Here is a 4,273-nt window from a genome sequence, read left to right on the forward strand (position 1 = left end):
CCTCATGCGGTTGAATTTCCTATCCGTGCAAGGCCAACGCCAAGGACCCGGCTTCGCTGGAAGTGGTGGGCGATTCGCTGCAGGTCGAGCCCTACGCCTGCATGATTCGCAAGAACGACCCGAAATTCAAGGCGCTGGTCGACGGCGTGATCACCGGCATGATGAAGTCGGGCGAGTTTGAAAAGCTCTACAACAAGTGGTTCATGCAGCCGATCCCGCCGCGCAACCAGAGCATCGGCCTGCCGATGAGCAAGGAGCTGCAGGACAACATCAAGGCCCCTTCCGATAAGCCGGCCACCTGATGGTTTGACCCAAAGTCGCAAGGCCCAAGGCCCGCTTCGAGCGGGCCTTTTTTCTGGGCAATCGGGAAAAGCGCAATGCAGGCGTCGCCCGGCGGCAGGCGCGCGCGAGATCAGGCCTCGGCGTCGGCCTTCTTCAAATGGCGGTAAATGGTCTGGCGGCTGATGCCCAGGCGCCGGGCGGCCTCGCTGACGTTGCCGCCGCCATCGGCCAGCGCCTGCGCGATGGCCTGGCGGGCGATTTTTCGCAAGGCCGCCGGCGGCGCGGCTTCCGGTGCTCCGTCAGCTTGGCCCACCGAAATGGCGCGCGTTTCCGCCGCTTTACCGGCGGGCTGCACCCGCGCTGCCGGGCTGGCCAGCGCATCGCGCAGGTCGCTGGCCAGGTGCGGCCAGTCGATGGCCGGCTCGTGCGCCGGGTCGCGCAGCGCGCAGGCGGTTTGCAGCACGCTGGCCAACTGCCGCAGGTTGCCCGGCCATGTGTAGCCGCGCAGCGCGGCCAGCAGATCAGGCGCGATGCGCACGCCGCTGTCGTCCCACTGCGCCAGCATGCGCGTGACCAGCGCATCGAAGTCCTTGCGCTCGCGCAAGGCGGGCAGCTTCACGCTGAAGCCGTTGAGGCGGTAGTACAGGTCGCTGCGAAAGCGCCCTTCCGCCACCGCGTCGGCCAGCACGCAGTGCGTGGCGCTGACCAAGGCAAAGTCCACAGGCACCGGCGTGCCGCCCAGCGGCGTGACCTTTTTTTCCTGCAGCACGCGCAGCAGCCGGGTTTGCAGCAAAAGCGGCATGTCGCCGATCTCGTCCAGGAAGAGCGTGCCGCCCTCGGCCTCGCGGATGCGGCCCAGGCTGCCGCCCTTTTGCGCGCCGGTGTAGGCGCCGGGGGCGTAGCCGAACAGCTCTGCCTCGATCAGCGATTCCGGGATGGCCGCGCAGTTGACGGCCACGAAGGGCCGGCCGCGCCGCGGCCCGCTGTCGTGGCAGGCCCTGGCGAAGACTTCCTTGCCGACGCCCGATTCGCCCTGGATGAGCAGCGCGATGGGCTTGTCCAGAATGCGGCGCACCTGTTGCGCGGCGCGGCGCCATTGCGCGTCGCCCGTGTCGCTGGCTGCCAGCGCGTCCACGCGAGCCTCGGGAACGACAGTGCGCGCGGGCGTGCGCTGCGCGGGTTGCTCAACCCGCAAGAACATGCGCCGACCGTCCGGCAGGCGCACGGTGTGCGGTTCGCGCCCCGTGCGGGCCAGCAGGTGCGCCAGGCGTTCTTGCAGGCGCGTTTCCAGCTGAAGCGCAAAGAAGTCGTGCGGCGCCAGGCGCAGGGCGCGAATCGCTTCCTGGTTGGCGCCCAGCAGCGTGCCGCTTTCTGACAGCACCACGATGCCCTCGGCTGGCGTGTCCAAGCCTTCGGCGGCGCTGTGCAGGTGCACGCGCACCGCATCGCGGTAACGTGCCTTGAGCCAGTTGTTTTCGATCAGGCGCGCCGCGCTGCTGGCCAGCCCCAGCGCGTGCATGTGCGATGCGCGCTCGTCGCCCGAAATGTCGATGGCGCCGGCCACGGCACCCTGCGCGGTGAAGATGGGCGCGGCCGAGCAGTGCAGGAAGGCGTTACGTTCCAGATAGTGCTCGCCAGCGCGCACCTGCAGCGCGCTGGCGTCTTCGATGGCGGTGCCGATGGCGTTGGTGCCCCGCACCGATTCGCGCCAGGACGCGCCGGTGCGCAGCTCCACCCGCTGCGCCTTGGTCAAAAAGCCGTGGTCGCCCACCGCGTGCAGCAGCATGCTGTCCACGTCGGCCAGCACCACCATGCAGTCGCTGCCGCGAATCTGGCCGTACATGAAGTCCATCACCGGGCGGGCGAAAGACAGCATCTGCGCGTTTTGCTCCAGCGATTGCGACAGGCTCAGCCCGTCCGCGGGCTCGGCCAGCTCGCGGCCGCCAAAAGGCGGCAAGCCTGCGTGCAGGCTGCGCTGCCAGGAGCGCGCCAGGCGGTCGTTCAACGCGCTGGGCGGGCAGGCACCGTGGTCCAGCAGGTGCCGGCGTGCCAGCTGCAGGCTGTCGGTCGCAATACCCATGGCTGTCTGTCTCCTGATCGGCCTGCCGAGGGGCGGCATGGCGGGTGTCGGGTGCCCGTGCGCACCGGCGTTCATGCGCGCGGTCGGTGGGCTGTGCCAGTCTATCGGAGCGGCGCGGCGTATGAAATGCCCCTGCTCGGATGTGACGTTCCAAATTGTCCGGGCCTGTCGCGCCCGCTGTTCCATAAAGTGACATTGCCCCGGGGCCAAGCCAAGCCACAGGCTGCCAATTACAGGGTAAACCCGCGCCTTTGGCCCAGGTGTGCCAAGCTGGCACGGCCTGTGCATCTGTGCCTGCAGCCGACCCGCCTTGGGCGGCCGCATACCCACCTCTCAGGAGACAAGACCATGGACATGTTTGAGCTCAAGCGTTTCGGCCTCGAAGCCGCCTACCCCTACAAACAGCAGTACGACAACTACATCGGCGGCAAATGGGTGCCCCCGTCGGCTGGCCGCTACTTCGAAAACGTCTCCCCCATCACCGGCAAGCCCTTCACCAAGGTCGCCCAGTCCGACGCCGAGGATGTGAACCGCGCCCTGGACGCCGCCCACGCCGCACAGGCCGCCTGGGCCAAGACCTCGGTCACCGAGCGCTCCAACATCCTGCTGAAGATCGCCGACCGCATGGAGCAGCATCTGCAGACGCTGGCCATCGCTGAAACCATCGACAACGGCAAGCCGCTGCGCGAGACCATGGCGGCCGACATTCCGCTGGCCATCGACCATTTCCGCTACTTCGCTGGCGCCATCCGCGCGCAGGAAGGCGGCATCTCCGAGATCGACGAAACCACGGTTGCATACCACTTCCATGAGCCCATCGGCGTGGTGGGCCAGATCATTCCCTGGAACTTCCCGCTGCTGATGGCTTCGTGGAAGTTGCCGCCCGCGCTGGCCGCCGGTTGCTGCGTGGTGATGAAGCCCGCCGAGCAAACGCCTGCCTCCATCATGGTGCTGATGGAGCTGATTGGCGACCTGCTGCCGCCCGGCGTGGTCAACATCGTCAACGGCTTCGGCAAGGAAGCGGGCGAGGCGCTGGCCACCAGCACGCGCATTGCAAAAATAGCCTTCACCGGCTCCACCCCCGTGGGCCAGCGCATCCTGCGCGCGGCGGCCGACAACCTGATCCCCTCCACCGTCGAGCTGGGTGGCAAGAGCCCCAACATCTTCTTTGCCGACGTGATGGACCACGACGACGCCTTCCTCGACAAGGCGCTGGAAGGCCTGTCGATGTTCGCGCTGAACCAGGGCGAGATTTGCACCTGCCCGTCGCGCATCCTGATTCAAGAATCGATCTACGACCGCTTCATCGAGCGCGCCCTCAAGCGCGTGTCCGCCATCAAGCAAGGCCACCCGCTGGACACCAGCACCATGGTGGGCGCGCAGGTGTCGCAGCAGCAGATGGAGCGCATCCTGGGCTACATCGACATCGGCCGCAATGAAGGCGTGCAGACTCTGACGGGTGGCGAGCGCAACCGCCAGGGCGGCGACATCAACGACGGCTTCTACGTCAAGCCCACGCTGCTGTTCGGCAAGAACGACATGCGCGTGTTCCAGGAAGAGATCTTCGGGCCCGTGGCCTCGGTCACCACCTTCAAGGATTTCGACGAAGCCATCCACATCGCCAACGACACCGCTTTCGGCCTGGGCGCCGGCGTGTGGTCGCGCAATGGCAACGTGGCCTACAAGGCGGGCCGCGCCATCCAGGCCGGCCGGGTGTGGACTAACTGCTATCACTTGTACCCCGCGCACGCCGCCTTCGGTGGCTACAAGAAGTCCGGCATCGGCCGCGAAAACCACCAGATGGCGCTGAACAACTACCAGCAGACCAAGAACCTGCTGGTCAGCTACAGCGAGAACAAGCTCGGCTTCTTCTGAGACCCCTGCCCCGGACGGCATGGATGGAGTCGGCCC

Annotated in this window: 2 protein-coding genes and 1 pseudogene; 2 read left to right on the forward strand and 1 reads right to left on the reverse strand. The window is 66.9% G+C overall.

Features of this window, described 5'->3' with window-relative positions; genetic code table 11:
• Positions 1 to 29 precede the first annotated feature (29 nt).
• Positions 30 to 302 (forward strand): annotated as a pseudogene (locus A612_RS00400) (transporter substrate-binding domain-containing protein); the annotation flags it as partial.
• Between the two features lie 110 nt (positions 303 to 412).
• On the opposite strand, the gene A612_RS00405 reads toward A612_RS00400, so the two are convergent.
• Complete coding sequence (locus A612_RS00405; protein ID WP_019372646.1) at positions 413 to 2,362, reverse strand: sigma-54-dependent Fis family transcriptional regulator; 1,950 nt, start codon at positions 2,360 to 2,362, stop codon at positions 413 to 415.
• Between the two features lie 348 nt (positions 2,363 to 2,710).
• On the opposite strand from A612_RS00405, the gene exaC reads away from it, so the two are divergent.
• Entirely contained in the window at positions 2,711 to 4,237 is a 1,527-nt protein-coding gene (gene exaC / locus A612_RS00410) for an acetaldehyde dehydrogenase ExaC (protein WP_019372647.1), read from the forward strand.
• Positions 4,238 to 4,273: the final 36 nt, after the last annotated feature.

Origin of the sequence: Melaminivora alkalimesophila (genome assembly GCF_000282995.1) — a bacterium.
Taxonomy (GTDB): Bacteria; Pseudomonadota; Gammaproteobacteria; order Burkholderiales; family Burkholderiaceae_C; genus Melaminivora; species Melaminivora alkalimesophila.

Coding starts and splice junctions, on each gene's coding strand:
- exaC (WP_019372647.1), top strand. CDS start 2,711: ATGGACATGTTTGAGCTCAAGCGTTTCGGCCTCGAAGCCGCCTACCCC.
- A612_RS00405 (WP_019372646.1), bottom strand. CDS start 2,362: ATGGGTATTGCGACCGACAGCCTGCAGCTGGCACGCCGGCACCTGCTG.